Annotated in this window: 16 protein-coding genes; 10 read left to right on the forward strand and 6 right to left on the reverse strand. The window is 70.3% G+C overall.

Going from position 1 to position 19,286, the window contains the following annotated elements; all coding sequences use genetic code 11:
- Positions 1-53: 53 nt before the first annotated feature.
- The 4 genes from NQO67_RS40775 to NQO67_RS40790 all read right to left on the reverse strand — a co-directional run bounded on the left by NQO67_RS40775 (position 54) and on the right by NQO67_RS40790 (position 4,827).
- On the reverse strand, positions 54-2,546 hold the full coding sequence (locus NQO67_RS40775) for an ATP-binding protein (RefSeq protein WP_255955629.1): 2,493 nt from the start codon (positions 2,544-2,546) through the stop codon (positions 54-56).
- A gap of 53 nt (positions 2,547-2,599) precedes the next feature.
- Complete coding sequence (locus NQO67_RS40780; protein WP_255955630.1) at positions 2,600-3,226, reverse strand: DUF6879 family protein; 627 nt, start codon at positions 3,224-3,226, stop codon at positions 2,600-2,602.
- Entirely contained in the window at positions 3,219-3,488 is a 270-nt protein-coding gene (locus NQO67_RS40785; RefSeq protein ID WP_255955631.1) for a hypothetical protein, read from the reverse strand. The genes NQO67_RS40780 and NQO67_RS40785 overlap by 8 nt, the downstream gene beginning before the upstream one ends.
- Before the next feature lie 676 nt (positions 3,489-4,164).
- Positions 4,165-4,827 carry a M15 family metallopeptidase gene (locus NQO67_RS40790; RefSeq protein WP_255955632.1) on the reverse strand — a complete coding sequence of 221 codons (663 nt, stop codon included), beginning with the start codon at positions 4,825-4,827 and terminating at the stop codon, positions 4,165-4,167.
- Between the two features lie 435 nt (positions 4,828-5,262).
- Between NQO67_RS40790 and NQO67_RS40795 the strand changes: the two genes are divergently transcribed.
- The 9 genes from NQO67_RS40795 (at position 5,263) to NQO67_RS40840 (ending at position 15,730) form a co-directional block, all read left to right on the forward strand.
- Positions 5,263-6,459, forward strand: a complete 1,197-nt coding sequence (locus NQO67_RS40795) for a helix-turn-helix domain-containing protein (RefSeq protein ID WP_255955633.1) — start codon at positions 5,263-5,265, stop codon at positions 6,457-6,459.
- A gap of 468 nt (positions 6,460-6,927) precedes the next feature.
- Positions 6,928-7,230, forward strand: a complete 303-nt coding sequence (locus NQO67_RS40805) for a DUF7848 domain-containing protein (RefSeq protein WP_308295746.1) — start codon at positions 6,928-6,930, stop codon at positions 7,228-7,230.
- Between the two features lie 294 nt (positions 7,231-7,524).
- Complete coding sequence (locus tag NQO67_RS40810) at positions 7,525-7,773, forward strand: hypothetical protein (RefSeq protein WP_255955635.1); 249 nt, start codon at positions 7,525-7,527, stop codon at positions 7,771-7,773.
- Complete coding sequence (locus NQO67_RS40815) at positions 7,770-8,492, forward strand: FadR/GntR family transcriptional regulator (protein ID WP_255955636.1); 723 nt, start codon at positions 7,770-7,772, stop codon at positions 8,490-8,492. The genes NQO67_RS40810 and NQO67_RS40815 overlap by 4 nt, the downstream gene beginning before the upstream one ends.
- Before the next feature lie 363 nt (positions 8,493-8,855).
- Positions 8,856-10,061 carry a hypothetical protein gene (locus NQO67_RS40820; RefSeq protein ID WP_255955637.1) on the forward strand — a complete coding sequence of 402 codons (1,206 nt, stop codon included), beginning with the start codon at positions 8,856-8,858 and terminating at the stop codon, positions 10,059-10,061.
- A gap of 145 nt (positions 10,062-10,206) precedes the next feature.
- Complete coding sequence (locus NQO67_RS40825) at positions 10,207-11,535, forward strand: metallophosphoesterase (protein WP_255955638.1); 1,329 nt, start codon at positions 10,207-10,209, stop codon at positions 11,533-11,535.
- A 142-nt stretch (positions 11,536-11,677) separates the two neighbouring features.
- The gene (locus tag NQO67_RS40830; RefSeq protein ID WP_255955639.1) at positions 11,678-12,799 is read left to right on the forward strand and encodes a hypothetical protein; all 1,122 of its coding nucleotides are present in this window, start codon (positions 11,678-11,680) and stop codon (positions 12,797-12,799) included.
- A gap of 64 nt (positions 12,800-12,863) precedes the next feature.
- Positions 12,864-13,268, forward strand: coding sequence for a hypothetical protein (locus NQO67_RS40835; RefSeq protein ID WP_255955640.1), 405 nt, complete (start codon positions 12,864-12,866; stop codon positions 13,266-13,268).
- Between the two features lie 2 nt (positions 13,269-13,270).
- Positions 13,271-15,730, forward strand: coding sequence for a DUF4132 domain-containing protein (locus tag NQO67_RS40840; RefSeq protein WP_255955641.1), 2,460 nt, complete (start codon positions 13,271-13,273; stop codon positions 15,728-15,730).
- Here the strand turns inward: NQO67_RS40840 and NQO67_RS40845 are convergent.
- Together NQO67_RS40845 and NQO67_RS40850 are read right to left on the reverse strand one after the other, a co-directional pair.
- A complete protein-coding gene (locus NQO67_RS40845) occupies positions 15,699-17,171 on the reverse strand; it encodes an MFS transporter (protein WP_255955642.1) in 1,473 nt (490 codons plus the stop codon). The two genes, NQO67_RS40840 and NQO67_RS40845, sit on opposite strands and share 32 nt — an antisense overlap.
- Positions 17,172-17,464: 293 nt before the next feature.
- A complete protein-coding gene (locus NQO67_RS40850) occupies positions 17,465-18,118 on the reverse strand; it encodes a TetR/AcrR family transcriptional regulator (RefSeq protein WP_255955644.1) in 654 nt (217 codons plus the stop codon).
- Positions 18,119-18,404: 286 nt separating this feature from the next.
- Here NQO67_RS40850 and NQO67_RS40855 point away from each other — a divergent pair, with 286 nt between their 5' ends.
- Positions 18,405-19,271 carry a shikimate dehydrogenase gene (locus NQO67_RS40855; RefSeq protein ID WP_255955645.1) on the forward strand — a complete coding sequence of 289 codons (867 nt, stop codon included), beginning with the start codon at positions 18,405-18,407 and terminating at the stop codon, positions 19,269-19,271.
- Positions 19,272-19,286: the final 15 nt, after the last annotated feature.

The raw sequence follows: 19,286 nt of genomic DNA on the forward strand, positions 1-19,286 counted from the left end.
GCGGGAGCTGATCGCGCCAGGCGGCCTGTGCCGACCGCGTCCGAAGGCGCGGGCTAATCACCCGCTGCTGTGAGCCTCGCCCGCAGGGCCGCCGCCCGGGGATCGTCGTAGTCCGCAACCAGCCGCAGGGCCGCCGCGCGGTGCCGGGCGGCCTCTTCGTGGGCGCCGGCCGGCGCGGCGTCCCCGGCCGTGTCGGAGAGGGCGGCCGTCTCGCAGAGCGCGGCTGCCAGGCCGGCGAGGGCGAGCGCCTCGTACCAGCGGTCGCCGACCATGCGGAACGTCTCGCGGGCGCGCGCGAGGAACGCGGCGGCCTCCTCGGGGCGGTCCAGCGCCGCGTACGCCAGGCCGGTGCCGTACCAGGCGACCGCCTCACGGAAGCGGTTGCCGAGGCGGCGGTGCAGGATCGCGGAGCGTTGGTAGGAGATCAGCGCGTCGCCGTGCTTGCCCAGGGCGCGCTGGGCGTCGCCGAGGGCGAGCAGCCAGTAGCCCTCCAGGATGTGGTCGCGCAGATCGAGCGCGGTGTTCACGGCGTCGGTCGCCTCGCGCAGCGCCACTTCGGTCGCGCCCTGGTCGGTGTGGATCTGGCTCAGCAGCGCGAGTGCGTCCGCGGCGCCGGAACGGTCGTCCTGGGCTCGGCGGAAGTCCAGCACCTGAGCGGTGGCACGGGCGGCCTCGTCGAGGCGGCCCGCGTCGTACTGCACGGAGGCGAGGTTCATCCGGGCGAGGTCGGCCTCCTGGGCAAGACCGAGTGCGGTGAACGCGGCGTGGGCCTGCTTGAAGAGGCCTTCGGCGGCGTCGAGTTCCCGCTGGTGGAGGTGGGTGAGGCCGATCAGGTTCAGGGAGTTCGCCGCACCGCGCCGATCCCCCTGGCGGTTGTGGATGTCCAGCGCCCTGAGGTGGCAGGCCCGGCCCTGCTCGTATGCGTTGAGCTGGGTGTGGCTCATGCCCAGGTACTCCAGCATCCGCGCCCGTACCGCCGGATCGGCGTGGCGCGCCGCCTCGGTGCCCGTCTCGGTGACGGCGAGCCAGTCGGTGGCGGGTGCGGTGGGAGGCATCGCGTTGAACAGGACGGCTGCCAGCTGCCAGGTGTAACGGTGCGCACCGGCCGCGGCGGCCGAGTGCAGCACGGCGAGTTGGCTGGTGTGCTCGCGTTCCGCGAAGTCCACGGCCTCGTCGTAGTCGGCGAAGGCGAGGGGTACGACACCTTCGGCCGGTTCGTCGAGCGGTACGGGATCCTCGTCGGGCTCGATCCAGCGCTGGGCGGCGGCGGCCGAGTGCAGGTACCAGTCCCGGACCCGGCCGAGAGCCATCTCCCGCTCCGCGTCCGGCTCCTCGTGCTGCGCCTGCTCGGTGGCGTAGGCGCGCAGCAGGTCGTGGAACTCGTAGCGGTCGGGCGCGGTCTGTTCCAGCAGGTGGGCGCCGACGAGAACGTCGAGGAGCTGGCGGGTGCGGGGCACCGGAAGTGCGGTGAGGGCGGCTGCGGTGTGCAGGCCGATGTCGGGGGCCGGGTGGAGGCCGAGGAGGCGGAAGAGGCGGGCCGCGGGCGGTGGCAGAGCGCGGTAGGACCAGGCGAAGACGGTGCGGATGGCCTCGGCGTCCTCGCCGTCCCCGTCCGAGGTGCTGAGCACGTCCCACAGCGCGCTCTGGTCGCGGAGATCGGCGATGAGATCGTCGAGGCGCAGGTGCGGGTTGGCGGCGGCGCGTTCGGCGGCGATGCGCAGGGCCAGCGGAAGACGGGCGCAGAGCCTGGCGAGCTCGACGAGCTTCTCGGCGTCGTCCGCCGGCCGGTAGTCCGCGGTGATGGTGCGCAGCAGGGCCACGGCCTCCGGTTCGGGAAGCGTGCCGAGGGTGAGGCGGCGGGCACCGTCTCTTATGGCGAGTCCGGAGAGCCGGCTGCGGCTGGTGACGAGGGTGAGGGAGGCGGGGGCGCCAGGCAGCAGGGGGCGGACCTGGGCGGCGCTGCCCGCGTTGTCGAGGACGACCAGGACGCGGCGGTCGGCGAGGAGCGAGCGGTACAGCGCGGCGGCGGCGTCGGTGTCCTGCGGGACGGCGGTGGGCTGGACGCCGAGCGCGGTGAGGAAACCGTGCAGGGCCTGGTGGGCGGTGACGGGCTCCCCGGGATCGTACCCGCGCAGGTTGGCGTAGAGCTGGCCGTCCGGGAAGCGGTGCTTGACCTGGTGGGCCCAGTGCAGCGCGAGGGACGTCTTTCCGGCGCCCGCGGTACCGGCTATGACGGCGACGGAGAGGGCGAGCGGGTCGCCGTCGCCGTCGGGTAGGACGGCACTCAGCTGGGCGAGCTGTTCGGTGCGGTTCACGAAGTCGTGCACGTCGGCCGGTAACTGCCGGGGCATGGGGGAGCCGGCTTCGTCGTCCGCGCTGCCGTGCCGGTGGAAGTGCACGCCACCGCTGACGGTCCCGGCCTGAACGGTGTCTCGCGTGGTGCCGGACACGTCGTTCCTGGTGTGCGGCCCGGTGCCCCCGGACGGGTCAGGCCTGTCGTTCCGTTCGGGCACGGGCCGGTCGGCGCGGTCGTCCGGGGTGTCCATGGGGGCTCCGGGGGCGGGTCGGGGTCGGTGGGCGGTGGAAGGGTGACGCGGGGTCAGGGAGCGGGGGCGGGGAGGTGGGCCACGTAGCGCTCGACGTAGCCGACGACGTCCTCGCCCGTGGCGTACAGGGCGGCGATGAAGTCCTGCCACGCGCGGATGACCTCGGGGTCGGTGTACTGCACGGCACCGTCGTGCACGCCGTCGGTCCGGTAGGACACGCGGTACAGGACGAGGCCGCCGACGATCACCAGCTCGGGCAGTGGGCCCTGCGCGGCCGGCTCGAAACGGCGTACGTCAGCGGCCTGGACGACGCGGACGGGGATGCCTGCCTGTGACTGGTGCCGCAGGGAGTGCAGTTCCCACTGGGTGTACGGGGTCGGGGGCTCCTCGACGACACGGACGCGGCGGAAGACGGAGCCGCGCTCGCGGTCCTCGGCAGCCGACGCACGCAGCTCGGGGATCGCCTCCTCCAGCAGCCGCAGGGCCTTGGACCACTCACCGCGGCGCAGCGCGTCATAACTCGGGTCGTCGTCCTCGTGGAAATTCTGGAGGCGTTCGAGTTTCCACGAGTCCTGGCCGCGCACCGTGTCGTAGAAGTGCTCGAAGTCGGTGTCGTACTCGTCCGGCGTCAGCCACCGGCCCTCGGCGGGGTCGAGGGCCGGGCGTCGGAGTTCAGGCATCCGGGATGTCTTTCTTCGCGGTGCGGAGCATGCGGCCTGGGATGACCACGAGCCGCTCGTCGGCGCCGAGGGAGACGCCCTCCGGGAGGCTGGCGGCGTAGCTTTCCGTGAGATCCCGGCCGATGACCGCAATATCACCGTTCGTCAGTTGCCAGATGTCCGGGCACTTCTGCTTCTTGTTCGACAGACCCTGCTCCGCGGCCGACATTCCGAGACGCTTCTCGAATAACGCGGTCGGGTCTGCTTCCCATGCGCGATCCATTTTTCCCCCTCTTTTCGGTTTCCAGCGAACTTCCCAGTTCCCGGTGGGCTTTCCGTTTCCAGTGGATTTCCGGCTGCCTCCCGGAATGCTGTCCGGTCCTGGGGTGGCTCCGAGCTGGCGGGCGAACCTCCAGGTCGAACGTGTCGCGGGATTGTTCCGATGGTAGGCGTCTGGCTACTATCCGTGCAACGGTGCAGAGGTGATGTGCCGGATGTGGGAAGAAATTTCCGCCGTATGGGTTGCTGGTGGTCACCCTCCAGTCACAGAGAATCATATTTTGATTATGTAATATGCCGGTCCGCTATGCCGGATCGTTCATGCGTATCTCTGTGCCCCTCTTCGCTCGCTACGCGAGCTATTTCTGGGACCGATGGCGGAGATGAGGCACCGGGGGCGCTGCCGAGGCGGCGGACGCGACAATTCATGAGTGCGTTGATGCACGCCGGCGCCCGGGGTTTCGCAATGGCGCACGTGCGGGGCGCACGGGCGCACGGGCGCACGAGGTGCGGGGCGCCAAGAGATGCGTTCGCCGGGGCGGCGCGGGGTGGGAGGCCCTGGTGCGGTGAACGGGTACTCGGGCGGAGCAGGGTCTCCGACTGGCAAGCGGACAACCTGAACGGGGCATCCGCTGGTGTGTCACTGGTTGCCTGACTGGGCCGTGCGCCAAGCCGGCCGGTCAAGTGCGCGGTGTGAGCTCTTTCGGACCGTAGCAAGCGGTGGTCTCCCCTGTGAGCAGGGCCCAGTAGCGGTCGCCGAAAGACCAGTGCCACCACTCCGTGGGGTAGTTCACCAGGCCCGCCGCCGTAAGCGCGGTGCCCAGAAGTGTGCGGTTGTCGCGAGCCTGCTCACTGATGTTGACCGCATCGGTGTAGCAGGCCCCCTCGCTCTCCTCCGGGTCCGCGTTCATCCGCGTGCCCAGGTCCAGTTCGCGCCCAAGCGTGTCGGCCAGGGTGAGGTCGACGGCCGCGCCGGCGGTGTGCGGAGCGATGTCGGGCGGTGACACATACCGGCTCGCCGCAGCATGGACCTGCGCGGCAGACCATTCCGGGTGCATGGCCCTCAGTTGGCTGGCGTACTCCTCGAAGTAACGCCGTTGACGCGATGGGAGTCGGTAGCCCTCGACGAATAGCAGCCGCGCATTCTCCGGAAGCATTGTCTGGGCCTTCAACAGCCGCTCCAATACGCCCTCTCGTAAGTACGCGAAGGTATCCGCCGCATCCTGTTTGCGTCCATCAACCAGTAACGAACCACCCACGCGAACGTCTACGAGACGTTCACCGCATTCCGTCACGGGTACGGCAGCGACCTTCGGATCCGACATCAACACGATTTCACTCATGGCGCGATCATCCCGCATCGCTCAGCCCAGCGAGCCTATGCGGCGCTAGGTCCTCCGCCGGGAGGCAACCTAAAACATACTCACTCTGACGTCTCGGCCGCAGAGAAGTTGTCGCTGGTCAGCTGGAGGTGGGTGCGTGAGACGGACGGGCCTCTTCCCCGGGCGGGCGGTCCTTCTCCTCCCTTGGTGCCGGCGCGATGCGTGCGTTGTGCGGCCGCCGGGGTGCTTTCTTCAGGCTTCCGCCGAGTTCTCTCGGCCACCGCCGGGTCGGGGCAGACAGCATGTATCCCCTGGTCAGCGCGATACCAGACCTGTGGGCAGGGCGGCAGTACACCGACACGACAGTGGTCATCATGGTCGCGAGGGCCGCTGGTTGTACCTCCGGCCGTGAACCGGGAGTACCGTTCTGAGTGCTGAGGTCAGAATGGAGCCAGTATGCCTGACAATGCCGAAGTGCACATTGGCGCTCGGATTGCCCAGATCCGTAAGCAGCGTGGCCTGACACAGCAAGGTCTAGCCATGCGGGCCCATATCTCGAAGTCGCTGCTGTCGAAGGTCGAGTGCGGGCAGAAGCCTGCTTCTCCATCCTTGGTCGCTGTCTGTGCCCGGGCTCTGGGCGTCCCCACGCCGGATCTGCTGGGGCAGCCTTTCGCCGATGAGTTGCGCCGTGACCGGATGGACGCGTTGATACAGCCCATCCGTGAGGCCTTGGAGAACTGGGACATCCCGCTGGAGTGGCAGACGAAGCCCCGGCCGGTCGCGCTCATCCGGGCTGACGTACAGCGGGCGCTGGCTCAGCGTCGTGAGGCTGAGTACACGGAGTTGGTCCGAGACCTCCCGGCACTGATCGATGAGTGTGTTCAGGCTGTCCATATCAGTTCGGGAGAAGAACAGCGGCAGGCATACGAGTGCCTGGCTGGGACCTTTCGCTGTGTGTTCACGGTGGCCTGGAGGCTGGGCTATCTCGACCTGGGCACAGTGGCACTGGATCGGTTGGCATGGGCCGCGCCTCAAGCCGACGAACCTGGCCTCGCCGCCAATTACGCCTTTCTCCGCGCACAGACCACAATGTCATCCGGTCGGTACGACCTCGGCATGCGCGTTGTCGAGCGGGCTCTGCGGGATCTTGAGGGGCAGGAAGCGCGCCGCCCGTCCGGCATCGTCACCATGCGAGGGATGCTGCACCTGCGGGCCGCGGTGATCGCGGGACGCGCCAAGGACCGGGATCATGCGGAGGCCCGCCTTAGGGAAGCCCGCGTCCTGGCAGAAGAGACGGGCGAGCTTCCCGATTACGGCGCGTCGTGGGGACCGGCGAACGTCGGCGTTCACGCCGTGGCCATAGCTTTGGAGATGGACGAGTTCGGCCTGGCCATTGAACTCGCCGAGGGTGTACGGATTCCGCGCGGCTGGGCCCGTTCCCGGGCCGGACACCACTGGATGGACTTGAGCAAGGCGTACGCCTGGGAGGGAACCCCGGAACAGGCGTTGGACTGCCTCCAGCGCGCCCGGCGCATCGCACCGCAGCAGACGCGTTATCACCCCACCGCGCGGGAGACGGTAATCGCCCTGAAACGACGCGAGCGAGTTCGCAGCGGATCGCTCGCGCAGTACGCACAGTGGATCGGCGTCTGAACCACGGCACATCGAGGGGAGTTGCACGAAACAGTGCAACTCCCCGTTGTCATGCAGGGGCACGCTGTGACGGTCAGAAGACCCCCGCAACCGCTGTGTGGTGAGTGCGGTCCGGAGGTACGGCCACCAACCTGTGTGGAGGTTGACAGCAGCAATGGACCCTATCCGATGGACCTTTGAAGCGTTGGTGCGCGCGTTACTTCCCTCGTCTGGCCGTCACCGGGCAGGCATCGGCGCCGCTTGTACACAGGCTGACCAGCCCGCCGACGTGCCGGCCATGCGCCCGACGGAACCCGTTGCAGACCCCTCGCTGCGAGGCGAGGACATCGGGCACGTTCGGCCCTACTTCGTTGCGCACGAGCTGAGGCGGGAAGCGCAACGGCAGCGGCAACGACGCCGGACGCTGTGGCTCGCAGTCCATGGCGTCGACATCGGGCCGCGGATGATTCACGGCGTGCGGGTGGCCGGATGATGGGCGCCAACTCGTCGACACCCGCGCACGAGCGGTCAGAAGAAGGTAGCGCGGAGCGCCCCCCGCGCCGCACGTTCCGGTTCCGGGAGTACACCCTCGGTCCGGACCGGCGGCCGGAAGCGGAGCCGGTGACGTTCGAGATGTACTGCGCCTCGTGTTACGTCACCGGGCCCGTCTCGACGGACGCTGAGGACGGCACATGGTGGGCTTTGGAGCATCTGAAGAAGAACCCGAGCCATCTTGACTACCGGGAGCATGTCACGCGCTCGTACCGGGCTGAAGCGGGAGCGTGGCTGTGAGCACGCAACCCGCTTTGTATGAACAGGGCTTGACTCACACCCGCACTGACCCGGAACGCCGAGGCTACGGGTTCAAGGGCCGGTTGGCGGGGTCGCTGTACCGAACGGGGATGTGTGCCGCCTTCGGTGTCGTCCTCGGCGCGGTGTATTTCCTGGGAAAGATCTGACTGGTCATGGCCAAGAAGAAGAAAGAGCCATGTAGCCATGCGAAGTTGGACCCGGAAACGAACAAGTGCAAGAACTGCGGGAACCAGATTTATCCCCCGCCCCCGAACGGAATGTAGAAAGACGCAGATGATGAATGGGTCTGACCCGCAGACTGCAAGGGACAAGCGCAATGAAGCTGTGGCGGTGTGCAAGGAACTCAACCAGGCACTGAAGAGCCGGGGAGTCGTGCTGCCCTCTCTGTGGGTGGAACCCGTGGGAGACGCCTTGTTCGACCTGCGGCCCCTGATCGACTTGGGACACTGCAACCTGAACACGGCCCGCGCGCTTCTCGCCGTGGTCCAGAACGCCCGGGAACACACGGAGGTCGGGACGTGAGTCTGCCACTCAAGTCCCTGAGCCAACCCAGGCGCAGGCGTGGGCTTCATGCCGAAGTCGTCCACGAACTGGGACAGATGATCGTCTCAAACGGCGAGTTGACCGACGGTCCCCTCATCATGGACGACCTCGTCCAGCACTTCGGAGCGTCGCGTACCGTCATCCGTGAGGCATGCCGCTGCCTGGAATCCAAAGGACTCATCACCGCCCGCCCCAACGTAGGCATCCATATCCGTCCCCCGGACGAGTGGAACCTTCTGGACCCTGACATCGTCGAATGGCGGGCGCTGGGACCACAGGCACACCACCAACGCAACGAGTTGCACGAACTGCGCCAGGTCGTCGAGCTATTCGCGGCACGTCTCGCCGCTACCACGCAAGACCTGGCCACATGGCGGCTCCTGACCGCGTCCGTCACCGACATGGAAGACGCCGTACGCCACGGCCAAGCAGATGAATTCGACCACGCGGACACCTGCTTTCACCAATACCTGATACGCGCCGCCGGCAGTGTCATGGTCCACCACCTCTCCACGATCGTGCCCCGAGGGCTGATCGCCTGTACGGAGCCGACCACATGCGAGCGCACGGAAGCCTCCGTCAAACGCCACGCCGCAATCGTCAGCGCACTCCGCCGGCAGGACAGGGAAGAAGCGGAACGAGCAATGCGAGACCTTCTGGCAGCACCCCTGGACTCCGCGTTGGAGCGCACCACCTGAATTCCTGATCTCCCGCCCCCTGCCGGTGACGTGATGGAGGCTCTCCCAAGGTCCCCACACCCGGCACGGGGCGGGCCTGCCGTGTTCGTCTGTGGGAAAGGTGGGGCGGCTTTGGAAGCGGTCGAGGTCCCGGCCGGAGGCGCGTACGGCAGGGGGCTCGGGGATCGGTCGGCGGAGCGCGGACCCGACGCGCCGGCCGCGAGCGCGCGGTACCGCCGACCCGCCCGGTGCCCGTTCCCGCGGGGGCGCCAGAAAAGGAAGGAACGCGTCCAGAGCTGCCCGCGTCTCCCAGCGCGGCAGTGATCGTCGCCGCCCCCGCGGCGGCCCGGTCGACGTGAACACGAACCACGGAGCGAGGTACGGATGGGAACAGGGTCCATACAGGCGGCCAGACGGGCACGGGGCGCGCGAAGATGGCTGGCGGCGTCGGGGCTGGCCGGTGCGCTGCTCGTCACGGGTGTGACCGGCACGGCCAGTGCGTCGGACGCGTCGGCGGCCGGCGACGCGGGTTGGCAGACGACCCCGCTGCCGGTGCCCTACGCCAACCTGGTGGCCGCAGGTTCGATCCGCGGCAGCGACGACGTGTGGGCCACCGGGTTCGCGATGTCGGAGAACGACCGGGATCCGTTCCAGGGCATCGCCCTCCGCTGGAACGGCGGTTCCTGGGAGCAGACCCCCGTTCCCATCGCAGGCGAGGACGCCACCGGCAAGGTGGACAGCAGGATCGACAGCCCGGTGTCGGGCGCAGCGCCGGACGACGCCTGGGCGGTCGGCGACATGAGCTACGCCACGGCGGACGGCTACCGGGGCCAGGCGCTGATCGAGCACTGGAACGGAACCTCCTGGCAGCAGACCCCCGGTGACGTACTGCCAGACGGCAGCGGGCTCTACAGCCTCGACGCCGTGTCGACCGACGACGTCTGGGCGGGCGGCATCATCGGCGGCAGCGCGGGGCTCGCGCACTGGGACGGTCACACCTGGAGCGCGGTCACCCCGAGCGCGCTCGACGGACTCGACCCGGTGAGCTATGTCACCGGGATCAGCGGTTCGAGCCCCGACGACGTCTGGGCGGTGGGCCCCGTCGGGCTGTCGATCCACTACGACGGGCACGACTGGAAGCAGGTCGAGCTGCCGGACGTCGGCGGGGACGAGGTCTGGCTGGAGAAGGTGCGCACCGACCCGACCTTCGGCACCTGGGCCGTGGGCTACCACGTCGGATCGGACCACGTACGCAGGTCGCTTGCGCTGCACTGGTCGGGCAGCTCCTGGGAGACGGTTCCGGTGCCGCAGGTGGACGACACGCAGCTTGAGGACGTGGCGTTCACCGACGACGGGCCCGAGGCGTACGGCTACGTCCGCGGTGGCGCCCAGCCCGCCGGGTACGGGTTGCGCCTGCCGGCCTCGCCGTCGGGCCAGGCCACGGCGGTGCCGATCGCCGTGCCGACCCAGGCGACCACCCTCTACGGCGCCATCCGCGAGCCGGGCGGTTCCCACGTGTGGATCGTCGGCGCCGGGGTCTCCGACTCGCCGTCGATCTTCCCCCCGTTCGCCGCGCACAGCACCTCCTGACCGGACTGGACCGGACCGGGGGCGGCCTCCGCCTGTCCGCCCCCGTCCACCCGGCCACACCCGCCGGCGGTCAGGGCAGGCGCCGTAGGATTCGGACGGTTCGTACGTCAGGGGACTCAGGGGACTCAGGGGACTCAGGGAACTCATGGGACTCTGGGGACTCTGGGGGGCAAGGGGCGCTGTGGTCGTCATCGTCGCGGTTCTGGTCGGGCTGGTCGCGCTGGCCGTCATCGCCGGGCTGTACTGGTACGTCTGGCGGCGGCTGGTGCGTGACACCACCGTCGCCGGGTCGTGGCTGCGCCGCGCGGGCTCCGTCGTGTTCGTGGCCGGGCCGCTCCTGATGGTCGGTGCGCTGGTCAGCGAGCGTGCGGGGGCGCCGTTCTGGATGCAGCGGGTGCTGGGCTGGCCCGGGTTCTACTGGATGGCGCTCTCGCTGTACCTGCTGCTGGCAGTCGTCGTCGGTGAGGTCGTACGGCCGCTGGTGCGGTGGGGGATGGCGCGGTACGAACGCCGGCGCGCGCCGGCTGGCGACGCCCCGGTCACGCAGACCGCCGGGACCGCCCCCGCTGTGGCGGAAGCCCGCACCGCGGAAACCGGTGGGGTGCGGACCGCCGTCCCGGACACCGCCGCAGCGCCAGGGCTCGTGACGCCCTCCCGCCGGCTGTTCGTCTCCCGTGTCGTCGGCGGCGCCGCGGCCACCGCCGCGCTGGGGACCGTCGGCTACGGCACGTACGGGGTGCTCCGCGGGCCGCGCGTCAAGCGGATCACCGTTCCGCTCGCGAAACTGCCGCGTTCGGCGCACGGTTTCCGGATCGCCGTCGTCAGCGACATCCATCTCGGGCCGATCCTCGGTCGCGACTTCACCCGGCACGTCGTCGGCACCGTCAACGCCACCCAGCCCGACCTGATCGCGGTGGTCGGCGATCTCGTCGATGGCAGCGTGCCCAACCTGGGGCCCGCCGCGCAGCCACTCGCGGGGCTCCGGGCCCGGCACGGCGCATACTTCGTCACCGGCAATCACGAGTACTTCTCCGGCGCCGCCCAGTGGGTTGAGTTCGTCCGGGGCCTCGGCATCCAGCCCCTGGAGAACGCCCGCACCGAGCTGCCCGCGTTCGACCTCGCCGGGGTGAACGACGTGGCGGGCGAGAGCCAGGGCCAAGGCCCGGACTTCGCGAAGGCGCTCGGTGACCGGGACCGCTCGCGCACCGCCGTCCTCCTCGCCCACCAGCCGATCGTCATCGACGACGCCGTCAAGCACGGCGTGGACCTCCAGCTCTCCGGGCACACCCACGGCGGCCAGCTCTGGCCGGGCAACTACGTCGCGGAGCTGGCCAATCCGACGGTCGCCGGGCTGGAGCGCTACGGCGACACGCAGTTGTACGTCACCCGGGGCGCGGGCGCGTGGGGGCCGCCGGTGCGGGTCGGGGCGCCGTCGGACATCACGGTGGTGGAGCTGGCGTCGCGGCAGGCGTGAGGGGCGCCGCAGCCGTTCGCCTCACGCGGGAGGGGTCCCGAGCCGGGTGGGAGAGGCTGTGCGCAGGCGCGTAGCGGAGAGGCTGTGCGCGAGCGCGTAGTGCCAGCGCCCGTAGTCCCGCGCCTGTCCGGGAGGATCCGTGGTGTCCGACAAGACCGCCGCCGCGACGACCCGAAGGTGGGCCCGCCGGTTCGGGCTGGCACTGTGCGGGATGTTGCTGCTGACGGCGTGCACGGATGCCGGCTCCGAGGAGCAGGTGTCCCAGCCCGTGGTGGGTGAGCGGGAGTTCGACCAACGTCTCACGGAGCATCTCTCCCGTTTCGTGAGCGAGGTACTGGACTCCGACGCGCACGCCTCGGAGCCGAAGGTCTCCCGGTCGGTGGGCTGCGAGGACCTTCCTGCGAACGGACCCGAGAACGTGTCGGACCGCGGCCCCGACTGGGGCGTCGTGCCCCGAGCGAAGATCACGGTGTCCGCCGGCGAGAACGCCATGAAGTACCTCGACGACTTGCAGTACTGGATGCTCGACATCTTCGACGACGTCGAGGAGGGCTGGAGCACCACGCGGAAGGACGTCCATACGGTCACCGGGGCGTACAAGGACGGCACCCAGGTGCTCATGGAACTGCCCGGCGGCGGGTCGAACCTCACCATCACCGTGACCGGGCCGTGCACCTGGCCGTCCGATCGACCCGGCGGTCCGTCCTCCGGGCGGCTGGCCCCGCTCCCGCCACCGCCGGGGCCGGACACCGGCCTGGGTGACGACGCCTGCCGGTCGCCGAAGATCAAGGTGTACGACATCCAGGCCCGGCCGTTCGCCGGGCGCGGTCCGCATCTGATGGCACTGGTCGACTATTCCGACGAGGAGTCGGTCGAGTACACCGAGTTCTTCCTGCCGGACGGCTGGGAGCCGAAGGTGGACGTCGTCCATCCCGACGACTCGGACCGGAAGAAGGTGCAGCTCCTGGTCTGCGTGCGCATGGACGCGGGGCGGGACACCGGCCGGAACGTCACCTGTTACTACTCGACCAGTCCGATGATCGACGGTAGCCCGCACACCTTCGACGTGCTCGAAGGCACGTACCACGTGGTGGTGCGCGAAGCGCGCACCGGCAAGAAGGTCAAGGAGTTCACCGTGCCCGGGACGCAGGGTGACGAGGACAGTTGCCCGTACGAGACCGGTTACGAGCGGAAGATCGCCCGCGGCATCGACGAGAAGGAACTCCACCGCGAACTGCGCCCCCTTCTCACCTCGCCCCGGTGACCGCACCTGCCTGCCGTGGGCGTCGGCTGATTGGTTGTCAGTGGTGCCCCGTACCGTCGGGTGCATGGGAACGGTGACGTGCGTCGACGAGACGACCAGTGGGGAACGGGCCGACGGCTGGGCCCTGGAGATCGCGGAAGAGCGGCTCACGCTGCGTGAGCTGATCAGGCGCCGCGTCTTCCAGGAGGTCGCGGAGTTCAACGCCGCAGCGCCGGACGTGTTCCAGGGCCTCGTCCAGCCCGAGGACACCGAGCGCGTGCCCAACGGCCACGTGAACGGCTACGCGGTGCGCACCGAGCGCCGCGTGGACCCGCAGAAGCAGACCGACCTGGCCCTGAAGGCCTTCGCGGGGAACGGGTTCCTGGTCCTCGTCGGCGACCGTCAGCTCACCGATCTCGACGAGCAGGTCGACCTGCCGCTCGGCACCGAGGTCACCTTCCTGAAGCTCGTTCCGCTGGTGGGAGGCTGACCATGGCCAAGCATCCCGTCAGCCATGACCGGAAGGCCCTGCGGCGCATGATCGCCGATGACGACATGGGCGCGCTCGCCGACGAGGCCGTGAACAGGGCCGGGGCCACCAGGGGGCACTGGACCGGCGAGTGGACCCGGTTCCATCAGCAACTGCGTGCGATGCCGGCCGAGCAGCGCCGGCGGTTCGCCGAGGCGCTGGTCGAGCGTTATCCCTCGCTCGGGCCCAGGCTGATCGCCCGGTTGGGCGTGCTGCTCCTGGTCACCCACGTCACCCTCGACCTGCCGGGCGACTACCTGGGCAAGGAGCGCCGTGCCGCGCTGGACGAGATCGGCCGGCAGCGCCTGCTCCCGTACCCGCACCAGGTCGAGGTGCTGGCGCGGGCCGAGCTGGCGGCGGGCCGCGCCCTTCGCCCGGCCGTCGCGGCCGCCTTCCGCCGTTCGGCACCCACCGAGCTGCTCAAGCTGCTCGCCGAGCCGGTCCTCAGCCCGGGCGAGCCGTGGGCGGAGCGTGCGCTCGAGGAGGTCACGGACAAGCCCGACGACCCCTGGCACGCGCTGCTCACCCATGCCCTCGCGGCCACCACCGCCAAGCCCGGTGTCACGTGGGACAAGCGCGCCCGTGAGCTCGTCGAGCCCCTCGGCGCCGACCGGGTACGCGACACCGTCCTGCCCTGGCTGGCCCTCGCCGGCCGCCCACGGACCATCCCGCTGGACGAGTACGAGTGGCAGGCCGGCGGCAACGAAGGCTGGGACCCGCACAACGCCACCGCCCTGCGCGGCCTGGCCTGGCTGCTCGCCCTGCTGCCCGCGCACCCCGACACGGCCAGGGCGCTGGGCGCGCTCGTCGAGACCGCGTTGAAGAAGGTCCCGGGACTCGGGCCGCGCAACCCGAAGGTCGCCAACGCGGGCGTCGTCGCCCTGGCCCGGATCGACAGCGAGCAGGCCCTGGGGGAACTCGCCCGCCTCGCAGCCCGGGTGACGTACAAGAACACCGCGAAGCTGATCGACGGCGCGCTGAGCACCCGGGCCGAAGCGCTCGGCCTGACCCGCGAGGAGGTCGAGGAGCTGGCCGTGCCCGCCTACGGCCTGACGGAGGTCGGGGCAGCCGAGCACCGGCTCGGCGAGATCACCGCCGAACTGCGGGTCCAGGGCGGCAAGGCGGTGCTGACCTGGCGTAACGCCGCGGGCAAGACCGTCAAGAGCGTGCCGGCCGCGGTGCGCCGGGACCACCCGGAGGAGCTGAAGGAGCTCAAGGCCGCGGTCAAGGACATCGACAGGATGCTGACGGCGCAGAGCGAGCGTCTGGACCGCCAGTTCCTGGCCCGGCGCACCTGGCCGTACACCGCGTGGCGCGAGCGGTACCTGGACCACCCGCTCGTGGGCACCCTGGCCCGCCGGCTGCTGTGGACCGTCGACGGCACCACCGTCGGATTCGCCGACGGGCGCCTGCGCACCCTCACCGACGAGCCGGTGACCACGGGTGCCGAGGTCGAGCTGTGGCATCCCGTCGGCCGCGAGCCCGCCGAGATCGTCGCCTGGCGGGACTGGCTGGAGCGGCACGCCATCACCCAGCCCTTCAAGCAGGCGCACCGCGAGGTGTACGTGCTCACCGACGCCGAGCGGGCCACGGGGACGTACTCGAACCGGTTCGCGGCGCACATCCTGCGCCAGCACCAGTTCCACTCGCTCGCCGCGATCCGCGGCTGGCGCAACAAGCTGCGCCTCTGCGTGGACGACGAGGCGCCGCCCGCCACCCGTGAGCTGCCCCAGTGGGGCCTGCGCGCCGAGTACTGGATCCACGGCGACGGCCAGGAATGGGGCGTCGACATCGCCGACTCGCAGAGTTATCTGCGGGTCTCCACCGACCAGGTGCGCTTCTACCCGGTGGACGCCCCGCAGAACTCCGCGCACTGCTCGGGCGGCGAGTACCACATGGGGGAGCGGCGCCTCAGCAGCCCCGTGGAGTCGCTGCCGCTGGCCGGGATACCGCCGCTCGTCCTCTCCGAGGTGCTGCGCGACGTCGACCTGTTCGTCGGCGTGGCCAGCGTCGGCAACGACCCCACCTGGCAGGACGGCGGGCCCGACGGCCGACACCGGGACTACTGGGCGTCGTTCGGCTTCGGCGCGCTGAGCCAGACCGCCGAGACCCGCCGCGCCCTGCTGGAGCGCCTGGTGCCGCGGCTGGCGACAGCCGACCGCTGCACCGTCGAAGGCCGCTTCCTGCACGTCAAGGGCGAGCGGCACACGTACCGGATCCACCTGGGCTCGGGCAACATCCTGATGAGCCCGCACGACCAGTACCTGTGCATCGTCCCGAAGCCATCCGCCGCGAGCGCCGCGCCACCCGCCGGCTACCTCCCCTTCGAAGGCGACCGCACCCTCGCGGTCATCCTCAGCAAGGCGATGCTGCTCGCCAGGGACACCGAGATCACCGATCCGACGATCCTGAGCCAGCTGTGACCCCGCCGATCGACCCCCGGCCCGCATCGGTGCGCACCGGCGCGGCCGTGCGGAGCCCGAGCTCGTCGGTGGGCACGTCATGGGTCTCGCGGGCGGTGAGCCCGGCCAGCACGGGCGGCACGCACAGCGCTGCGGTGAACAGGGCGACGGCCACCCAGTCGTCGCCCCCGGAGCCGGCGATCTGCGCGGCGAAGGTGACGGCGAAGCCGGCGAGGGCGAAGCCGATCTGGGTGCCGACCGCGACACCGGAGAGCCGGACCCGGGTGGGGAACATCTCGCCGTAGAAGGACGGCCAGATGCCGTTGGCGGCGCTGTAGACCACGCCGAAGACCAGGATGCCCAGCAGGGCGGTGAGCGGATAGGAGCGGCTGGAGATCGCCCACAGGAAGAGGAACATGAAGACGGCGCTGCCGATCGCCCCGGCCAGGTAGACCGGCCGGCGGCCGACACGGTCGGAGAGCCGTGCCCACAGCGGGATCGCGGCGAGCGCGACGAGGTTGGCCAGCGCCGCCACCCACAGCATGAAGGTGCGGCTCATGCCGACGGAGTCACCGGTGGCGTAGGCGAGCGACCAGACGGTGAAGATGGTGCTGACCGACGCCACCAGGGCACCGCCGACCACCCGCAGCACGTCCACGCCGTGCCCGCGCACCAGCGCGACCAGCGGCATCCGCGTGACGCCCGAGGTCTCGGCCTGCCGGGTGAACGCGGGCGGCTCGTCCAGGGTGCGCCGGATGACATAGCCGACCACCGCGACCACCACGCTGAGCAGGAACGGCACCCGCCATCCCCAGGACAGCAGCGCGTCGTCCCCGAGCGCGGAGACCGGGAGGAAGACCAGCGTGGCCAGCAACTGCCCGGCCTGCGTGCCGCTGAGCGTGAAGCTGGTGAAGTAGGCGCGGCGGTGCTGCGGGGCGTGCTCCAGCGTCATGGAGCTGGCGCTGGCCTGCTCGCCGGCCGCCGAGATGCCGCCCAGGACGCGGCAGAGCACCAGCAGCACCGGGGCGAGGCCGCCGACCTGGGCGCGGGTCGGCAGGCAGCCGATGAGGAAGGTGGACAGGCCCATCAGCAGCAGCGTGAAGACCATGATCTTCTTGCGGCCGATACGGTCCCCGAAGTGGCCGAGGAAGAGCGCGCCGACCGGGCGGGCCGCGTAGGCGACACCGAAGGTGGCCATGGACAGCAGCGTGGCGTTCGCCGGATCGGACTCGTCGAAGAACACCTTCGGGAAGACCAGCGCCGCGGCTGATCCGTAGATGAAGAAGTCGTAGTACTCCAGGGCGCTGCCGATCCAGGCGGCGAGCGCGGCCTTGCGGGGCTGCGCCTGTCCTTCGCCCTGGGGCGCGGCCTGGGCCTGGGGCTTCGTGGGGACGTCGGGTGCGGCGGCTTCCGGCCGGTCGGCTGGCTGCTGGGCGTCGGGCGGTGGGGCGGGGGAGGGCACGGCGTACTCCTTCAGCGAGGCTCCGGGGGACTCGGAGCGGACTCGGAGCTGCGGCTGGGAACTAGGAACCAGGAGAGCGGGGACCAGGCGGTGCATCGAGGAGCCGGGGGGAGTGGGCGAAGTCGGGAGGGCGGGAAGCCGGCGGAGGCCGGGAAGTCGGACGGGCGGGAGGTCCGGCGGCGGAGACCATGAATAACCCACTAGATAGTTAATAACGCGGTGGGACGGATGCTGCGTCCGACGGTCCGCAGGTGTCAAGAGCCGTGCAGGCGGGTGTGCAGGGGCGCGGCGACCTACGGAAGCGGGCGTCCGCCGGTCAGATAGCCGATGACCATGTCCCCGAGCATGGTGCGGTAGCGCTCGCGCTCGTCCGGGTCCAGCAGGTCACGACCGAACAGTGCGGCGAAGGTGTGCCGGTTCGCGACCCGGAAGAAGCAGAACGAACTGATCATCGCGTGCAGGTTGACGGCGTCCACGTCCGCGGTGAACAGGCCGCTCTCGCGACCCCTCGCCAGGATCCGGGCGATGACGTCGATGGCGGGCCAGTTGAGCCGGCTGAGCTTCTCGGAGGCGGTGATGTGCTCGGCGTCGTGGATGTTCTCGATGCTGACCAGCCGGATGAAGTCCGGATGCGCCTCGTGGTGGTCGAAGGTGAGTTCGGCCAGCCGGCGGATCGCGGCGGCCGGGTCCAGGTGCTCGACGTCCAGGTCCTGCTCGGCGCCTCGGATGACCGCGTAGGCGCGCTCCAGGACGGCGGTGAACAGCTGCTCCTTGCTGCCGAAGTAGTAGTAGATCATCCGCTTGGTGGTGCGGGTGCGGGCGGCGATCTCGTCGACCCGGGCACCGGTGTATCCCGCGCGGGCGAACTCGGAGGTGGCGACGTCGAGGATCTCGGTGCGGGTACGGGTCGCGTCCCGCGTTCGGCTCCGGTTTTCGGCGGTTGTCATGCGGTTCCCCTGCGGCTTCGCCCTCGCCGGGCGAGCCCGGCCTCCGGCGGCATCCTAGGCGTGCGGTCATGGGGTTCCCTCATCCCCCGAGATGTGCTGGGATAGATAACGAACCAGTTCGTACATTACCGCTGGAGCAGCAGTGACCCAGGACCCCGCGACCCAAGCCCCCCAGGGACCCCAGGGCCCCCGGGACGACTACTCGGGTTCGCCGGGTGATGTCCGCGCTGGCTCTCCCGCCGACCTGCTTGTCCGGCTGGGGGCCCGGGGCTCATCCCCCGGGGAAGTGCAGTACCTCGTCGGGCTGATCGGCTCCAGGATCGCCCCGTCCCTCAGCCCCGCGCTGCACGAACGCGAGGGCGCCCGGCACGGCGTGCGCTACCGGTACCGGCTGCTGGACATCGACCGGCTCGAGGTCGCTCCCGAGCAGGCGGGCCGGCTCGTGCACGCCGCCCGGGAGAGCGGCTTCGACGGGCTGAACGTCACCCATCCCTGCAAGCAGCACGTCGCGGCGCACCTCGACGAGCTGTCCGCGCCGGCCGCCCGGCTCGGGGCGGTCAACACCGTCGTGTTCACCCCGGACGGCCGCACCGTCGGGCACAACACCGACGTCACCGGGTTCGCGGCCGCCGTCGCCAGCGGCCTGGACGCCCCGCTCGACCGGGTGGTCCAGCTCGGCGCGGGAGGCGCGGGCGCCGCCGTCGCCCATGCCCTGCTGGGGCTCGGCGTGCAGGACCTCGTCGTCGTGGACAATGTCACGGACCGGGCGAACGCCCTGGTCACCGCGGTGAACGGGCACTTCGGCGCCGACCGCGCCCGCGCCGGCACCGCCCGCACCCTCGGTGCGGAACTCGCCGGCGCCGACGGCCTGGTGCACGCCACCCCCACCGGCATGGCCGCCCACCCCGGCATGCCGCTCCCCGCCGACCTGCTGCACCCCGGCCTGTGGGTCGCCGACATCGTCTACCGCCCGCTGGAGACGGAGCTGCTGCGCGCCGCACGCGCCCGTGGCTGCCGCACCCTGCACGGCGGCGGCATGGCCGTGCATCAGGCGGCCGACGCCTTCCGCCTGTTCACCGGTCTCGAGCCGGACCGGGACCGGATGCTCGCCGACCTCGCCGACCTCACCGCCGTCCCGCACGGCTCCAGCTGATCACCCGGCCACCTC

This window comes from Streptomyces odontomachi (genome assembly GCF_024435355.1).
Taxonomy (GTDB): domain Bacteria; phylum Actinomycetota; class Actinomycetes; order Streptomycetales; family Streptomycetaceae; genus Streptomyces; species Streptomyces odontomachi.

Coding starts and splice junctions, on each gene's coding strand:
- NQO67_RS40775 (WP_255955629.1), bottom strand. CDS start 2,546: ATGGACACCCCGGACGACCGCGCCGACCGGCCCGTGCCCGAACGGAAC.
- NQO67_RS40780 (WP_255955630.1), bottom strand. CDS start 3,226: ATGCCTGAACTCCGACGCCCGGCCCTCGACCCCGCCGAGGGCCGGTGG.
- NQO67_RS40785 (WP_255955631.1), bottom strand. CDS start 3,488: ATGGATCGCGCATGGGAAGCAGACCCGACCGCGTTATTCGAGAAGCGT.
- NQO67_RS40790 (WP_255955632.1), bottom strand. CDS start 4,827: ATGAGTGAAATCGTGTTGATGTCGGATCCGAAGGTCGCTGCCGTACCC.
- NQO67_RS40795 (WP_255955633.1), top strand. CDS start 5,263: ATGCCTGACAATGCCGAAGTGCACATTGGCGCTCGGATTGCCCAGATC.
- NQO67_RS40805 (WP_308295746.1), top strand. CDS start 6,928: ATGATGGGCGCCAACTCGTCGACACCCGCGCACGAGCGGTCAGAAGAA.
- NQO67_RS40810 (WP_255955635.1), top strand. CDS start 7,525: ATGATGAATGGGTCTGACCCGCAGACTGCAAGGGACAAGCGCAATGAA.
- NQO67_RS40820 (WP_255955637.1), top strand. CDS start 8,856: ATGGGAACAGGGTCCATACAGGCGGCCAGACGGGCACGGGGCGCGCGA.
- NQO67_RS40825 (WP_255955638.1), top strand. CDS start 10,207: ATGGGACTCTGGGGACTCTGGGGGGCAAGGGGCGCTGTGGTCGTCATC.
- NQO67_RS40835 (WP_255955640.1), top strand. CDS start 12,864: ATGGGAACGGTGACGTGCGTCGACGAGACGACCAGTGGGGAACGGGCC.
- NQO67_RS40840 (WP_255955641.1), top strand. CDS start 13,271: ATGGCCAAGCATCCCGTCAGCCATGACCGGAAGGCCCTGCGGCGCATG.
- NQO67_RS40850 (WP_255955644.1), bottom strand. CDS start 18,118: ATGACAACCGCCGAAAACCGGAGCCGAACGCGGGACGCGACCCGTACC.